At 58.1% G+C, this 15,666-nt stretch carries 11 protein-coding genes; 8 read left to right on the top strand and 3 right to left on the bottom strand.

Annotated features, from left to right (window positions below; all coding sequences use genetic code 11):
* Nucleotides 1–176 precede the first annotated feature (176 nt).
* The 3 genes from QCE73_RS39545 (at nucleotide 177) to QCE73_RS38715 (ending at nucleotide 3,477) form a co-directional block, all read left to right on the top strand.
* Nucleotides 177–500 (top strand): IS3 family transposase, encoded by a 324-nt coding sequence (locus QCE73_RS39545; protein WP_404989884.1) that lies wholly within the window; start codon nucleotides 177–179, stop codon nucleotides 498–500.
* Nucleotides 501–1,387: 887 nt separating this feature from the next.
* Nucleotides 1,388–2,269, top strand: coding sequence for a tyrosine-type recombinase/integrase (locus QCE73_RS38720; RefSeq protein ID WP_250866643.1), 882 nt, complete (start codon nucleotides 1,388–1,390; stop codon nucleotides 2,267–2,269).
* A gap of 5 nt (nucleotides 2,270–2,274) precedes the next feature.
* Complete coding sequence (locus QCE73_RS38715) at nucleotides 2,275–3,477, top strand: IS91 family transposase (RefSeq protein WP_404989885.1); 1,203 nt, start codon at nucleotides 2,275–2,277, stop codon at nucleotides 3,475–3,477.
* An 842-nt stretch (nucleotides 3,478–4,319) separates the two neighbouring features.
* Here the strand turns inward: QCE73_RS38715 and avs3b are convergent.
* Nucleotides 4,320–4,982 (bottom strand): AVAST type 3 anti-phage proein Avs3b, encoded by a 663-nt coding sequence (avs3b, locus tag QCE73_RS38710; protein WP_309886057.1) that lies wholly within the window; start codon nucleotides 4,980–4,982, stop codon nucleotides 4,320–4,322.
* Nucleotides 4,948–11,202, bottom strand: coding sequence for an AVAST type 3 anti-phage nuclease/ATPase Avs3a (gene avs3a, locus QCE73_RS38705; protein WP_309886056.1), 6,255 nt, complete (start codon nucleotides 11,200–11,202; stop codon nucleotides 4,948–4,950). Before avs3a ends, avs3b begins: the two co-directional genes overlap by 35 nt.
* Nucleotides 11,203–11,466: 264 nt before the next feature.
* On the opposite strand from avs3a, the gene QCE73_RS38700 reads away from it, so the two are divergent.
* The 5 genes from QCE73_RS38700 to QCE73_RS38680 all read left to right on the top strand — a co-directional run bounded on the left by QCE73_RS38700 (nucleotide 11,467) and on the right by QCE73_RS38680 (nucleotide 14,702).
* Nucleotides 11,467–12,120 carry a hypothetical protein gene (locus QCE73_RS38700; protein WP_309886060.1) on the top strand — a complete coding sequence of 218 codons (654 nt, stop codon included), beginning with the start codon at nucleotides 11,467–11,469 and terminating at the stop codon, nucleotides 12,118–12,120.
* A 16-nt stretch (nucleotides 12,121–12,136) separates the two neighbouring features.
* Nucleotides 12,137–12,469, top strand: coding sequence for a hypothetical protein (locus tag QCE73_RS38695; protein WP_309886053.1), 333 nt, complete (start codon nucleotides 12,137–12,139; stop codon nucleotides 12,467–12,469).
* Nucleotides 12,470–12,751: 282 nt separating this feature from the next.
* On the top strand, nucleotides 12,752–13,381 hold the full coding sequence (locus tag QCE73_RS38690; RefSeq protein ID WP_309886051.1) for a hypothetical protein: 630 nt from the start codon (nucleotides 12,752–12,754) through the stop codon (nucleotides 13,379–13,381).
* Between the two features lie 767 nt (nucleotides 13,382–14,148).
* The gene (locus QCE73_RS38685; RefSeq protein WP_309886049.1) at nucleotides 14,149–14,406 is read left to right on the top strand and encodes a type II toxin-antitoxin system ParD family antitoxin; all 258 of its coding nucleotides are present in this window, start codon (nucleotides 14,149–14,151) and stop codon (nucleotides 14,404–14,406) included.
* Nucleotides 14,403–14,702 (top strand): type II toxin-antitoxin system RelE/ParE family toxin, encoded by a 300-nt coding sequence (locus tag QCE73_RS38680; RefSeq protein WP_309886047.1) that lies wholly within the window; start codon nucleotides 14,403–14,405, stop codon nucleotides 14,700–14,702. The genes QCE73_RS38685 and QCE73_RS38680 overlap by 4 nt, the downstream gene beginning before the upstream one ends.
* 159 nt (nucleotides 14,703–14,861) lie before the next feature.
* Here QCE73_RS38680 and QCE73_RS38675 read toward each other — a convergent pair whose 3' ends face one another.
* Nucleotides 14,862–15,161 (bottom strand): DUF4148 domain-containing protein, encoded by a 300-nt coding sequence (locus tag QCE73_RS38675; RefSeq protein WP_238215783.1) that lies wholly within the window; start codon nucleotides 15,159–15,161, stop codon nucleotides 14,862–14,864.
* Nucleotides 15,162–15,666: the final 505 nt, after the last annotated feature.

The following is a 15,666-nucleotide window of genomic DNA, read 5'->3' as shown; positions in this document are numbered from 1 at the left end:
CCCGGAAAACGCTTGGTTGGAAGACACCGGCCGAAGCCCTGGACGAATACCTGAGGTCTGTTCAATAATCGAGTGTTGCGACGACCGGTTGAATCCGCCCAATACACATCCATTGCCTTTGGGCGACGCTGCCGCGAAGCCGGCGTGCAGCCGTCGATGGGTACTGCCGGCGACGCGTGCGACAATGCGATGTGCGAATCCTTCTTGGGACGCTTGTAGCAGAGCTCCTGTCGCGCGAACACTTCGCGACCCCTGAACAAGCACGGAGGCGCATCTTCTCCTTCTTGGAAGGCTGGTGCAACGTACGCCGCCTGCATAGCAGCATCGGCTATTGTTCCCCGCTCGAATTCGAAAACCTGAGCGCGAAGACAAAAACTGCATCACCCTGCGCGTTGCCCACCGACGGGCAGCGTCGTGGTCGTGAGAAGCGACCCGCTGCCCGTCCGTGGACAACCCGCGACTCAACGCTTAAGGGAGGCCGGACCACGACAAATCTTTAATTGCATATCTGTCCGTTGGAACGGGTCAATCTCACGACTATGAGTCCGCTCCTGCCGGCAAACGAGCGACAGCTCGGAATAAGGCACCCACGCCGTGCGCCCCTCCTGTCCTGTCGGTGCTCTGCCTTCCGCGTCAGCCCCTCACTCCGCCGCAGCGACCGCCCCTGGTCGAGCAAGGCCCAGCGCCGCGCCGGAGCGCTGTATCGCCCGATACACTCGAGCGACAGCCGACGCGGGCGCGGACAATCTGAGGATGTCATAGTGATGGTTCTGCATTCACCTCCCCGAATCGGCGTTATGTGAAACTGGCCGCGCGCCCACTCGGTGCCCGCCCGTGTTCAGCGCTCGCATGTGTAAGCCCCGAGCAGCCGGGCGGGAGCGTCTTGCCCCCGCGCACCTCCTCGTATTTGGCGGCCGATCAATGACGCAGTTGCGGCTACTGCAGGCCGGCCGTTGGGTGCCTACCAGCGCGACCTCGCGGCCTGCGGCGCGCTGGCCCGCGGTTCTCATCCAGATAACTCTCGATACCAGGATTACGCTCGATCCCGTCGCTGCGGTACGTCCCTTTCATCGTCTGGCCGGCCAGCGACGCGAAGATCCGACAACAAACGACCCTTGCATGCCTGATAATTCGTATTATCAGGCATGGTTTTAATGTCTCGCTGGTGTCCGGGTCGGCGCAGAAAGCGCATCAAGCAATCGTCGGCTCAGCTCGCCAACGCGTTCAAAACACAGCTATTCAGATAACTACTATTGAACTAACCCGCTGACGCGGGAGAGGTCGTTTGGCCGGCGATATCGGCTTCGGCATCGTCACGTGAAGCGCTCTCCCTCGAATGAGACGATGGCAGTGCAGTTCCTGCCTCTTCATTTCGATGGAGTTTGCCATGACCGCACTACGTGAACGCATGGTCGAGGATATGCGCGTGCGCAACCTCGCAGCCAATACTCAGCGGGTATATCTTCAGCACGTTGCTCGCTTCGCCAAATACTTTGGACGCTCGCCTACGCTGCTAGGCCCTGAGGAAATTCGCTCTTATCAGATTCATCTGATCGAGATCGAGCAGCGATCTCGGAGCACGTTGGTGGTGGCCACTGCGGCCCTGCGGTTTCTGTACATCGTCACGCTCAAGCGAGACTGGTCGATCGATGAGATCCCCATGTCGAAGGTGCCGCTCAAGTTGCCACAGGTTCTCAGCGCAGACGAAATTATTCGGCTTCTTGAATCAATCAGAAGTATCAAACATCGAACTGTCCTGATGGTGGCGTATGCGGCTGGACTGCGCATTTCGGAGGCCACCCACCTTAGGGTCCGTGACATCGACAGCCAGCGGATGGTACTGCGCGTCGAACAAGGCAAGGGCAACACCGACCGCTACGTCATGCTCTCGCCGCGACTGCTAGAGTTTCTTCGCACCTACTGGCGCATTGGCCGGCCTCAGCACTGGCTGTTTCCCGGATCCCCACCCGATAAACCCATCGATCCCAACACCGTGCGGCAAGCATGCCACGCCGCTCGTCGTCGCGCCGGTATCACCAAACCTGTGACGCCCCATACCCTGCGTCACGCATTCGCGACACATTTGCTCGAATCCGGTACCGATGTACGGACGATCCAGTTATTGCTTGGCCATCGTAGCCTAGCTACGACGTCACGCTATCTGAAGGTGGCCACCAGCACAGTCTGCGCGACGGCCAGCCCGTTCGACCGACTGCCTCCACAATCTTCTACGCCAATCGGCCCCACGCTCACACCTACGGGCAGCTGAGTGCAATCATGTGCGCCGCGCTGGAATTGGCGGACGTCCTGCGTCGTCACGGTCCGACTTATCGGGAGCTGCATGCTCACTCTGTCAGCCACGCGCAACGGCGCGTCATGGCTGCGATTGAACAATGTCGCACGGCAGCGATGGGCGGCCACGTCGAACAATGTGACGCTTGCGGACATCAACGCATCGCCTACAACTCTTGCGGAAATCGACACTGTCCAAAGTGCCAGTCATTAGTCCGCGCGCAATGGCTTGACGCCCGCCAGGCCGACCTACTGCCGGTACCATATTTCCACGTAGTATTCACCGTTCCCGAGCCGGTCGCGTCTATCGCTTTCCAGAACAAGCGAGTGGTCTACGACATTCTGTTCCAAGCCACTGCCGAGACGCTGCAAACGATCGCCGCCGATCCACGCCATCTTGGTGCGACGATCGGTTTCATTGCGATTCTGCACACGTGGGGACAGAATCTTGTGCACCATCCCCATCTGCACTGCGTTGTCCCCGGCGGCGGCTTGGCCCCCGACTGCAACCGCTGGGTACCTTGCAGACCCGGCTTCTTCCTGCCCGTTCGGGTCCTCTCGCGGCTGTTCCGGCGATTGTTTCTCGAGAGGCTACAACATGCCTTCGACGCAGGGGAGTTGCGGTTCTTCTCGTCGTTGATGCGCCTATCAGAACCGACCGAATTCAGCCGCTACCTTAGAGACCTGAAGCATATTGAATGGGTTGTCTATGCGAAGGAACCGCTTGGCGGTCCACAGCAGGTCCTCGACTATCTTGGCCGCTACACGCACCGCGTGGCGATCTCCAACAACCGTCTCTGTAGTCTGACCGACGGTCATGTCACTTTTCGCTGGAAAGACTACCGACATCCGGGAAGACCACGCCTATTGCGGCTGGACGCTCACGAGTTCATCCGGCGTTTCCTGCTGCATGTACTGCCCCGTGGTCTTCAACGCATCCGTCACTACGGCTTGCTGAGCAACCGACTGCGTGAGTCGCGCTTGAGCACCTGCCGTCAATTGCTGGGCGTCGCACCCGCGGAAGTAACGTCCTGCACGCCCAAACCCGATTATCGCGATCGGTACGCGCAGCTCACCGGCCGCTCACTACACGAATGCCCCGCATGCAAACATGGGCACATGCTCTGCATCGAAGTTTTGTTACCCGGCGCGTCGCCGCGGGCACCACCGACGAGTCGCGTATGAATCGCCAATCACACGCAAAACCGACCGGTTACGGCATGAAGTGCCGCCGCCGAAGGATACACTCGCTCAGTCTTCGCCTACGGTCGCCTCATTCACGCTTCAACTTAATATCGTCTGCATGTCGAGCACGCTCCCTCTACAATCCGGCTGGAAGCACTCCGTGTTTAAGGCTGCAAACCGGCTTGCCAGCAACATCCCAAGTAAGCACATCAATTCAATTCCCATAGCCACGACGCTCAGCGGAGCGGCTTAGCTCAACTAATTTTTAGCGAAGCGCAGACGGCCGATACGACATATCGATAGCAGCATCATTGCGCCGTCTGCGCTTCGCTAAAAATCCTCTGCTTTCCCTTAACGGTTCGGTTCTCGCCAGCAACCTAAAAGCGCGGCAATTTCCTTGCTCTCCTTGCGATAGCGGTGACTTCCCGATCGTTCGGCGGCGGTATGGACATCTGCACGGCCGGAAGGACTCTCACTCGGCCATTGCTGACATTGACGAGTGGACCAGTCAGTGGCCGCAATGCGCCGCTAAGCCGCCGACCATCGCACAGTTCGTGCGAGTGGAGCCATAGCAAACATATCTTGGTAACCTTTTGAAGATTATGAGTTTTTCATAGTGACCTGTTGAAGATTAAGCAGTTTCTGATATGGAATAGATAACGGTTTTAGCCGCAATGTCGCGGCGTGGAAATTTGCGCGGAATATCGCGCTGCGAGGATAATCGAGGATTCGAAGAATAAGACGCGATCGTCGCTACTAGCAGCGGATTGCACATCAAGGCTCGTTGAACTGAACGAGACCTTCATCCTGGTTGCCGATCGTTGGCAGCTGCACTACCTTGTTCAGGTCGGGATAGATGTTTTGAGTTCTGTCGCCACCGAGCTTGCCAGCTCGGAAAAGTACTCTAGCTTCTCGATTTTTTCTTGCAACGCCTGTCGAGCGAATTCGTCAGCGCCGGGAGCCTTCTCGTCACTTGACAAAAAATCGGCAAGGCGTATCTCCAAGGTAGCGTTTGCTCCGGCGGAGATGGCAGCATCGAGCCATGGGGCGACTTTATCCGAAGCCTCGCGAGACGCGACGCCAAGCAGATACTGGATAAGCACACGCGCTGAATAGTCGAGATTCACCGCCGCTTCCAGGAACCGGTTGCTCTCAAGCTCTGAGCTTTCCGGTACGTTGACGTCTGGACGACTGTCGATGAAGCGGAAACGGTTCCCACCGTCCACGTCGAGAGACGCAAGTGTTCGAAGGACCGGCTCCAGTTCCCGAAATGGCTGCGAATGGCGGGGCAGATTATTCCGGTGATCCCACAATTCATAGACGGCCCGGGCGCACGCATCCTGGGCGGCAGAGCGCGCATCGGGCATCGCGTGCTCCGTCGCGTCGATGCGTTCCGCGATATAGTGAGCCATCCACTGCGCTAGTGGGTCTTCCGTGAGGCCAAGCTCGGCAACCAGGCGCCTGCCAAGTTCAATCACGGCTTTTGAGCGATCGAGCGATTCCATCTTTATTTACCAGGTAATAGCGCACATAAGGCCACGGGTACGGTTCGAACACGTCCTGATCCGAACCTCTACGGGGCGGCTTGCGACGTATCGATACGCTGAGCATCAAACGCATCTCGGGATTGTGCTTCAAGAATGCCAGCAAGAATTCACGGTTACAGCTCAGGCGGCTCCCAGCGATGCTTTCCTCTTTGGGTTCATAGCCGACCTTACGAGTCCACGATTCGCTGCGGATAAACGCTCCCGCATCTGAAATCCACGACGGCGCATCCGGCTGTGCTTTCAGTCCAAGCAAATCGACTACAGCCGAAGCCGGCCTCGGCCCGGGATATTCGACCTTGCTTGCCCAAGAATCGTATTCGTCCAGGCGCACGGGATCGCTACTGCTATCGACCCACGCCTCGAGACGAAATCTGCCGATGCTGACCTCGCGATCTTCGGTCGCCGGAATATAGATGTTATCGGGTCGGGGCGACGTCTGAAACGCTGCCAGCAGCGCAGTGGACGTGTCTTGCGGGACTAGAACGCTGCGCACCGAGACTGTTTCTTCGTTGTCACGCTCGCCGCTGCTCCAGTAGCCCCAAAGAACGTGCAAACCGTCATCGGTCAGCAGTTGACGGTCCAGATGCTCGCCCGTTACGCTCCAGCACCACGTTTTGTCTCCGTACCCTCGCGAATCGGGCGGTGGTTCCGTGAGGTGAGGGTCGCGTCGGTCTGCGAGCCAGTGCCCATCGCTTCGGGTTAAGAGTTGCCCTTCCAGCCATTCTTCAAAGTCATCAGTCGTATGGTCCGCGGCCTTACCGACAGAATGTGTCTCCAGCAGCCGGGCAGCAACAATCATCATCGCGTGATACGAGTTGTATGCGGTCAAATCGTCAACTCGAGGCGTAGTGCCGTGAGAGTGGTTGGTATCCTCATAATGGAGGATTTTCCGCTCGTAGCGCGCGTCTTCAAGATCTGCGCCGTAGCTCGAGGCCATCCGATCGCGCAGTACATCCCGGGCGCGTCTTTCCATCGATTCCTGGTTGATGCCGAAAACCTGACCTAGCGGCGCGAACCAGTATGGGCCGATGTCGATACCGAAGTAATACTTCTCGTGTCCCGGCAGGTCAGGTGCATTGGCGTCGTCGTAGTCATCGTCGTCAGACACACCACGGGACCTGGTATGCACGTGCAAGGGCTGTCTCCGGATGTTGACCTCGTCGGGTGCCGCATCGGTTGTCGTCGGTATGACGACTGACATGCGCAAGATCTTCAATGTTTCGACAGCAAAATGCCTGATCAGAACGTGTTCCTCATCGGCAGACGCTGTCAGAAACGGAACAAACGGTTCGACGGCAATTGGCCGGTCGATCGCACCTCGAGCAAGCGCAATGAGCAGCCACTGGCGGGCATGCCATTCGTAGAATACGAGTCCGCCGTCGGTGAAGGGAGCCGGGGAGTCGGCGGTTGCGCGCACGGCAAGTGCAGACAATAACCCGGTCCAGTTTAGTTCCACACACGTTCTGACCGCATGAGCCGTCTTCCAGCGCTCGCTTGCTGCTGGCGAGCCGAGGCCGGCCCATAGATAGCCAGCCAAAGCTTGCTCGCACGATTGCGCGGGCGTGAGCTCCTCGCGCCAGGGGCCGTCGCCGTCTTCGGAACGAAGCATGCCATCGAGCAGGCTCAGCCCAAAATTCAGTGCACCGTCTGCTTCATCCTGGGTGAGACAAGATGTCAGGGGATCCACGAGCAGGAAAAATCCCCGTGCGTCGAGGGTATCAACTTTTGCCGCAAACCCCTGCAAAACTGCGATGACAACGTCTTTGTCGGTCACGATGCCTTGCGTGTACAGGCGTTCCGACGGGAACACCTTTCCCCAGCCGCTACGCTGCGAAAACTGCGGTGTGTTTCGACACGCCGCCAAGGTTGCCTCGCGTAGCGCCTCGCGAACCGACAGCGACCTGAGACCGAGTGGTGGAATGGCGTCGAGCAGATCTCGAAACTTGAAAATCCCGAAGTCGGGCCATGAAGCAACGGCGCGGATGAACTCGGCCATCCGGCTGTGGCCGCTGCGCACAAGCCCCTGCTTGAAGAATTCTTCGACGGAATACGGCGAGTCGAAGCTCTTCAGATCGCCGTACGCTCGACGCAACGACGCCTGGTTCGTCAGATCGAGTCCAGCGAACAAGCTGTTCCAGTCGGGTTCTTTGCGTTCACTGCTATCGTAGTGTTGCGGTGTCGGCTCAGGCTGCGGAGACGCCAAACTGTTGCGTCGTGCTGCGGCCGCGAGCAGTCGATCGATATCTGGCAACTGGACCCCGAGCGTGCGCCCCTGCTGGGCCATACCAGGCCAGGTTTCTTCGTTCTGCGGGTCGACACGCACGTAGCGATATGCGGCGTGAAGAATCTGTTTCTTCCGTTCCATATCTGTCTGCGCATCGATAGCTCGCTTGATATCGTTCAGGCTATTCAATCCCGCGTCCAGGCCGGCTAGAGCGACTGTGGCAATTGCGGGAAGCTGACTCACTTCCACTAGGCTTCGGATTGCCTTTTCGATCTGGCGTTCGGCAGAACCGAAGTCCCGGTCACGCCATCGGCTCAGGATAGCGAGGGTCGAGGACGGACAAAGACCTAGCAGCGCCTCGACGGTTGTTGGCCAGTCGAAGTGTTTGTCACGATAGACATACCTATACGTCAGCTCCGCGGCTCTTGCCAGACGGTAGGCAGATTGCGGGCGGGGTGTCTGTTTCTTCGAGCTGGCCTTTGCCAGATGCAGCATTGCTATCCAGCGGTCCAGATTTTCATCACCGATGTTGTCGGAGATTTCGACGGCCCGGCCAAAATAAGCTGCGGCCTCGGCTTTGCTGACCGGCAGCACGGCGCGAGCCAGGAGCTGATAGGCATCGGTTCTCGTTTCAGCATGTTCCCTGGAAGTTTCCAGGGACTCGAAGGCTGCGATTGCCAGCTCCATCGCGAAATCAGACATCCCGGACGAGCGCGAAGCGATGCGACACATTGCCGTCAGGGTATCTGGCGAGATGTGGTTATCGTGAGTGCTGATCCAGTCGCGAAGCACCGCCACAGAAGCTTCGGTCGTAATCGATGCGTCCCGCAGCACCCGGATCCATTCGATAGCCACGACATTTTGAACGTGCGAGCGAGACTGGTAATCTTGCGACGCAATGCTCTTTTCGAGCGCATCTTTGACCGCCGCATCAAGATTTGACGGCGAGCGCCCGCATGCGACCTCCGCGCTGAATACAAACCAGGGCAGAAGGCTGCCCGTAGTTCGTTCGAACGCGGTCGTATCGGACCCGCGGCGATAAGAGTCCTTGGTTTCCAGTTCAGAACGGACGTCCGGCGGGGCGATGGCAAGTAGTGTAAGCCGGTCGTTTCGCAATGCAGCCTCAAGCGCGTACGCTCTGAGCAGCGGTGAAATGTCCGCGCCGAATCTGTCGGAGAGAACGGTCGGTGGCGTTTCCGGCAGATGTCGACGAAGAATGCCTGACCAGCTCGCGTCGTCCCGTGGAAGCACGCGTAGCGACATTGAGACGGCAGCGGTAACAGCTTCCAAAGTATCCCAGCGCTCGTTCCACTGGTCTGAGCCTTTGATTTGCACCCGACGGTCTGCCAAGCTGTGCATCACCCGGGCGAGCGGTACGGGCGGAAGACGATGTCCCACGCGTGATGCTTCCGCCACGATTCCGAGCGACAGCCAGAAGTTGTTCGTGCCGACCAGCGCCAGCGAATCGAGTTCGCCGTACTCGCCTAGGTCGAGCAGTCGCCGCGCGAGCAATCGTGCTGCGTCAAAGGCCAGGCGACGAGGTCTCCAACTGCCCAGAAACCTGGCGGCCGCTTGTGGCCCCAGTACCCGCATTCGTGCCAGTGCGAGTTCTGCCCGATCGCTATTCGTGACCGTCTTTCGGTCATCTGCTGGGCTCCGGGCCCAGGCGTACAGCCATTCCATGGCCATGCGCAGTCTGCTGCCAGCTTCAGCCAGGAATTCCTTACGCCCCGAAAGAAGCCCCGCCTCGTACGCATGGTGCGATCCCATCCAGCTGCTACCAAACATGCGCCGCGATACCAGCTCATCAATCCTGTTCGGAGAAAGCAGCACGCCTGCGATGTCGCTGTTCTGCTGTATCAACGCGGTTTGGCGCGTTGCTGCTGCCACTTGGCCGCCGGCCTTCATCGAAAGCTTTGCAGCATCAGCATATCGCCCTGCCTGAAGGCAAGCCTTGAGTGCAAATGTCAGGCGTTGTATTTCCACGTCCCGCCGTTCGATCGCGTTTGCAGCGGGCAAACCGTCTTCTGATAATGCCAGCGCGACGAGTTCATCCATGAGCCCGGCGGAGAGCATCAGTTGAGGAAGGGTCGAGGCGACGTAGGAGCTGTCACTGGCGAGAGGCCGCAGTCGCGCCAGGAATGATTCCAGGTTCGCGTGTGCTGGCTTGAAACGATCACGGAACCACGTCTCGGTCGGTTCGTCGGTGAAGTGGAGGCTGTTTCCCTTTATAAGTAGCGGGCGTCCGAGATCGAGCGCGAAGCTACGCACAGCGCTTTCAGGAATGCCAGAAATCTGTGCCAGAACTGAGACCGGTACGAGCGGCCGAAGTACCGCCAGGCCTTGGCAGATGAGGTCGATCTGCGCTGCTTCGGTCTTGCCTGCCTGATTTTTGAGCTTATCGATCGCGCCTTGCAGCAAATCGGCGATAGCGTTATCCACATTCGACTGGGTTGGCCCCAGTTTTATGAGCATTTCCGAGATGTTCAATTTTTGCTCAATTGCCAGAGCCTGGACTCGAGGGTTCGAGCTGCTCAGAAATGCAAACTCAGCGACGTCTGTTTCGGTCGCATCGGGGTAGTGCCGTAGCAGGAACGCCTTCGTTTCCGCGAAACTGAAAGGGTGTAACTCGATTTCGTGCACCTCACTGGGTGCGCCGAGCCGCGCTCGACGATGCGTCCTGCAGGTGAAAGCGAGCCGCACGCCATCAGGAACTGCCGTGGAGATGAGATCGCGGACGAACGGATTGTCGCCTTGCTCCTCGGCTGCCATGTCGGCGTTGTCCGCAGCGTCGACTATCAGGCACAGGCTCGCCGAGGGGTCGCGTGCGCGAAGCAGGTTGATAGCCTGTTCGATTCGCCCGATAAACGCGCGCATGAGATTCTTGGCATCCGCGTGCGCGGACGGAATCAGCGGAAGGCACAGACCCCGTGCGGCCAGTTCGTTCGCAATCTGTACCAGCGCATCACGATGCCGGTGCCGAAGATGCAATGAATTTCGATAGAGTCCATCGCCAAAGCAATCGTACAGCACGGCGACGGAGCCTTGCGGCATCGACGTAGCGAGGCGCGACGCGATGACAGATTTGCCCACTCCGCCATCGGCATGAAGAACGATCGGGCGTGTTGTCGAGAGTAACGCCGCGCGAATTTCGGCTTCCTGCTCCCGGGGAAGTACCACGGCCGGTGCGTTTATCAGGCAAGGCGCGGGCTGAAGTTGTGGCTCTGAAACCCTCAGGGCGCGCAAAACCTCGTGCCGTCGGATCGCCGGATCATTGGCGAACTCCGAAGACGCCTTGCGTGCGACCAGTTCCTTCAGTTGCACGGGAGCATCGTAGTCGGCCTCAGACAGGTACACGCCGACGTCCTGGGCAAGCAGATTCCGCTGGGCCCACAGATTAGGCTCTTCGCCTTCGACCGAAAAGATGCTGAAGAAGTCGGCCGCCTGGTCACCACTCAACCCGACGTATCCCAACAAGGTGGCCTGGACCGTGGGATGCCGCGGTGCACGGCCGGCCGCAAGGTCTTCGAGTGCCTCAAGCACTTTCTGGTCGATTGGGCGATTGGTTGTGAAACGGAAGCGGAATCTCGATTTGACATCTGGCGCCGCGAACTGCAGCAAGAGCGCGGTGAAGCGTTTGGCGAACCCTTGTAATGTCTTCTTGAGACCGCTTGCGGTCCACACGGTCTGCGCGTGTCGCGTCGAATGTTTGAGCTGCGTGTATTCAACCCGACGCGCCTGAGCTAACGCTTCACTGCCCCAGTAGAGCCCAACGTCGATCAGTTCGTCGCCATCGTCCACGGAGGACGAGCCTTCTGACGTCGATGCACCTTCGATGGATACGGCGACAAGACCGTTTAAACCCGGTAGCAGCGCCAGACAATGACGGGCCGCCCAGTGATAGTGGAACTGGTCTCCGTCGCGGCTCGGCCGCACCAACTCATGTTCCGCCATGTCTTTCGTTACTCCTCGTGTCGTCCGTCAAGTTTACCGAAAACGAGGCGACCGGGAGGCTTGCCGGATCAGCGCGGCGAAGTCTCAGTGTGCAGACGATGCTTCGCGCAACACGAAGCGGCGCCGTAGTTACATCAGACAGCGGGGCAGACGGTGTCGTGAGCATAAGGATCTGACCTTGCCCGCACCGACAGTGCTTCTACGCAGATTGTTGGCGAGTCATTAAGTGAGCACTAAAGATTTGTATCAGCTTGCCGTTACCTCCTGAATGACGCCGGTTCCACACGAATCGGGATGTCCTATGCGGCGCACGCCTTCCAAATCATTCGCTTGTCGCTGCGTCGTGAGCTGTTATTAGCGCTGACACGTGTGTGGGACACCAACAAACAGGCTGTGCGAATGAGCCTGATCGCCGATCGCCTACGGAACAAAGAATTGTTCGAAGCACTGGTTCAAGACCGTGCTAGGAGCCTCGGCCTTAGTTCTAAGTTCGCGCCCGACGCGATGAGAAACACGCTGACGCCAAGGCGCGATGAGATACTGGAATTGATCGGCAAATACAGTGCGAAAGGCGCCAGCTTCGAGGTCCTAGAGAAGCTTAAAATGCTTCGCCACCAGCATCTAGCACATCGGCAATTGCCCAGAGCCCCGGTTGGGCCCACGGAATCGAATACGGCAGCGCAGCAACAGGCGGAAGGTGCGCCACCTGTTTGGGCCACCGACGACGAGATTGAGACCTTCTACCAAGACAACCTCAGAATCATGCGGCTGCTGTTGAGTGTCGTTTTGGGCATGGCCTACGATCTGTCGGAGGCAACGGAAGTCTACGAGCACCATGCAAAATACTTCTGGGCTTCAGCACGTGGTGAGCGCACCGAGGGCCACCACGACTATCGTCCGCCGCCGGCCGGCGTCTGAGCAAAGGCGAAAGCCAATGAGTGCACATCCACCCGCGGCGATACCGCAGACGCCTGATGCTCGACTAGCGCGCCGCCAGGCGCTACTGAGTTGTGCGATCATCCGCAATATTGCTTTTTACTACGCTGGCTGGGTCAGCGAAGATGGCCGAGGGCAGTTAAAGGACGACACGGAATTGGGTCGCACGATTAACAGTAATTTTATCGACATGGCGGTTCTTGAGTGGGCAAAACTCTTTGTCGACGCCCGAGGACGGCATCATTGGTGTCGGTTCGTGCGGTCCGTAGAAGCGCGCACCGCGTTCAGGACGGGATTGCTGGCGAGCATTGGGCTTGACCTACCGGCTTGAGAGCAATACCACGCGGACGTCAGAGTCTACCGTGATCGCTTCATTGCACATCTGGACGATGATGACGTAATGACGCCACCGCGCCTTCGCCTTGCGCGTGACAGCACACTGTTTTTCTATGAGCACCTAGCCGCCAATGCGCCTGTCGGCGCTATCGCCGGCCGATTGCCTCACGATCTTCGAGTTTATTACGACGCTTGCGCTAACCTCGCTAGTACGTACCGTGTGAGCTATGTAAGTGACGGGATCTGAGCCTGCTGCAAGATTCAACGGGCAACAGAAATGGCGCAGGATATAGCAAAACAGAAGACTCTCGATATGTACGCTTCGCTCATGGAAGAAGTGAAGCTTCGCGAAGCAGCGGTCTGGAAAGTTATCGCGGGCGAGATCACGCTGCCGCACCCATGCGCCCGTGAGTATTGTTTCCTGCAGATCCGGATGATTATCGAAACAATGACCTTAGGCTGTCTCCTCGTGCATGGCGATATCCCGGCGACGCAGAGCAACAAACATTTGAGTCAATATTCTGCGGACCAGATCATGAAACTACTCGGGAGCCTACATCCCGAGTTCTATCCAGAGCCCGTTTTCCTGACTACCACTGTCTTATTCAGTGGAAAGAAACAGCACCATATAGAACCTCAAGTCAACGACTTCCTTCCGAAGAAAACTTTACTGAAGTACTACGCACGCTGTGGTGACGTGCTGCACCGTGGGTCAGTAAAAAATTTGCTTAAGGAAAGTGGCGTACAGTCAGATCTCGACGAACCGAAAACCATGCTGGTTAGCATTCGAAAATTGCTGGAACAACACCTGATCGCGTTGTTCCAGCCCGACACCAAATTCGTCTGTCTACTTTCTGACCCAGAGGCTGGGGGTAAGACAACGGCCGCAATCGGATCTTCCGGCTAGTAGTTTTCACACGCTCAGAGTCCCTTGCGCATCCCGGTTCGCTTGCGTTCGTCAGCCAATAGCTGTTCCGCGCTCCACCGATCAACCATCGACAGTTCAACAAGCGGCATTGCCCCGCATGAACGAAAGGCAGCTGGACAGTCTGAAGCGGACGTTGCGGCCAAAAGGATAATTGACGGCAACGGGTCGTGAGTACGCATTGGTGGCAGGCGTGACCGCTCATTCGGGACCGGCGACGTGCGAACGGCCGGAAAGCGGCGGTCAGCTGCCTGACCACGCCCGAGACTTGAACGACGGCAATGGCCGATTAGCGAGCAGTGCGGCCCTCCTCTTTCGCCGACTTCGTTGACGGGCCGGGAATCGCCGCAAAAGCGGCAAGCAATGTGCCTTGTGATGGTTGCCGCGCCGCGCTTCAGGGCCGCCCGTGATCGCAGATCTGGTATGTGGAGACGAACGCCGACAGCAGCTTGTCGCCGCCTTTGCCGATCCGGCTACGTGCTCGTCAATGCCAACATCGTGCACGGAGTGCGCGAACGCTTTCCGCCAGGCCCTGCAAGGTGCAGGTTCGCGGGCGATCGCGGAGCCGGTGGACTTCTACAACCGTATCGTCCCACTTCTCGTCAGCGGTCTTTCTTTGAAAACCATTGACACCGGCCTCCTCGTGCACCGATGTCTGCCAGCTGTCCTTTCAGCAGTCGGCGCTCACTAGGCTTGATAATAGTTAATAAGTGTTATACTGTGGGATGACTTGCTTGGAGAGCACAACCATGATCAGTGCAGATCTTGGACAACAGCTTGAGGGATACATCACGAAGCTGGTCGAAACGGGACGGTACGGCTCAAAGAGCGAAGTGTTGCGCGAAGGCGTGCGATTGATTCAGGATCGCGAGACGCAGCTTGCCGCGTTAGATGCCGTGATCGAGCGAGGCGTCGTCGATTCAGATGCTGGCCGAGGAAAACCCGCCCAAGAAGTGTTCGACCGGCTTGAAGCTAAGTATCAGGCGATGGTGAACGGCAAGGCATGATTGTTCGCATCTTACCGGCTGCCGAGGCCGAGCTTGAGGCCATCGGCGACTACATCGCCCGCGACAATCCACGCCGGGCCTTAAGCTTCGTTCTTGAGATGCGTGACAAGTGCATGAGCCTTGCAGATATGCCCCTCGCCTACCCGCTCGTGCCTCGATACGAAGATTGCGGCGTGCGGCATCGTGTTCACGGCAGCTACCAGATCTTCTTCCGCGTTACTGGGCAACCCGAGCGCATCGACGTAATTCACGTCCTACATAGCGCCAGAGACATCGCCGCTATCCTTTTCCCCTAAACACACCCACGAAAAAAGGCCCAGGACGAGCTAAGTGCTGGGCAAGCCATCGGCTACGCCGGTGGCGGAGGTGCTATTAGGCAAACTGGCCGTCTGCGGTACCACCGCAGCGGCCAGTGCTCTTGTAGTGAGCAAGAGCCTCCTGGCTCTGCCGGTCGATTAGTGGCCGAAATAGACAGGAGCGATGGTATTGCCGGTGTGAGCTGGGCCGCCCGAAGCCGACGCAGTGTCAGCCACGCCGCCGTAGCTCGTTTGCCCGTTCTGCGCCGCGACCTTCGCTTCGGCTGCTTGAATCTCGGCCGGATAGGTCACGCGATCCATGCTCGGGTTATATCCAGCGCGTTCGAGTTGGACAAGTTCTGCCTTAACTTGCGCGCGGGTCAGCGGTTGGCTTTGAGCGAACGAAGAAACTGCCGGAATAGCGAGTGCAGCGGCGACGACGATAGTTGCGAGTTTCATGATGCTTACCTCCGAGTCTTGTTTTCGCAAACAGCCCTGTTTGCGTTTCAGTGACTTCAGTATAGGTAAGCAGCCGCTTAAGATTAATGAGCTTTTGAACAACAAATACTTGCTATATTCGGGATAACCCTATGTCACCGCTACTGAGCGGTGACAGCTTCGCTGATTTCCGATGCGACGTTGTCGCATCCGTCGGGCATGCGCGATACCGGAACCAGTGACACTTTCGCGCGGCGCGCGACGTCCTGCACGGTCGGTGAACCAATGCCTATGCAGAAAATGCAAACGTCACAGTCCGCATCGCCTTCCACGCGCAGCCGAAAGTCTGCAGCGAAGATTTCCGAGTCAGTGATTGTTTTCGTTCGGGACGCGGTGGTCCAAGGCCCGGCAACGTACGCGGCGTGGTCTCATCGGTGCTGCACGTTCCGCGTTGCCATGTATATGTCAAAAAGGCCCGAATGCAGGCGGCGGATCTCTTGACGCAGGGCAATCAGTTCGTGCTGTT

The organism is Caballeronia sp. LZ029 (assembly GCF_031451275.1).
Classification (GTDB): Bacteria; Pseudomonadota; Gammaproteobacteria; order Burkholderiales; family Burkholderiaceae; genus Caballeronia; species Caballeronia jiangsuensis.
This window is presented reverse-complemented; position numbering and strand designations above follow the sequence as displayed.